Source organism: Acetobacter indonesiensis (assembly GCF_000963945.1).
In the GTDB taxonomy this organism is placed as follows: Bacteria; Pseudomonadota; Alphaproteobacteria; order Acetobacterales; family Acetobacteraceae; genus Acetobacter; species Acetobacter indonesiensis.
Window position 1 is genome coordinate 1 of sequence record NZ_BAMW01000164.1, and the last position, 440, is coordinate 440.

At 55.2% G+C, this 440-nt stretch carries 1 protein-coding gene; it reads left to right on the top strand.

Translation table 11 applies throughout. The features are described from left to right. The coding region (locus Abin_RS15530; protein ID WP_048848598.1) for a two-partner secretion domain-containing protein at positions 1-440 on the top strand (440 nt) is incomplete at both ends.

Consider the following 440-nt stretch of genomic DNA (forward strand, 5'->3'; position numbering starts at 1 on the left):
ACGCAGGCCAGTCAGATGCTGGGTTACACGGAAGTTGCCGGGCAAAAAGCCAATGTTGTCGTTGCCAATCCAAACGGCATTACCTGTAATGGATGCGGGTTTATCAATACAGATCGCGTCAGTCTGGCAACCGGTCATCCCGAAATTGACGCCAGCGGCAAGCTGTCCGCCCTGACAGTCAGTGATGGTCTTATCGCCTTTGAAGGGAACGGCGGAGATTTTACGGCCGTTCCGGTGCTGGATATTCTGAGCCGTCGGGTGATGCTGGATGCGAAGGTGACTGCGCAGACGGCCCGTCTTGTCGCTGGTCGCAGCCGTTTTGATTACGAAACAGGAACGGTGCATGCGCTGAAGTCTGACGGATCCAAAACGCCGGAATTTGCGATCGACAGCACTGCTCTGGGCGGCATGTATGCAGGTCAGATCTCCATGATCGTCAA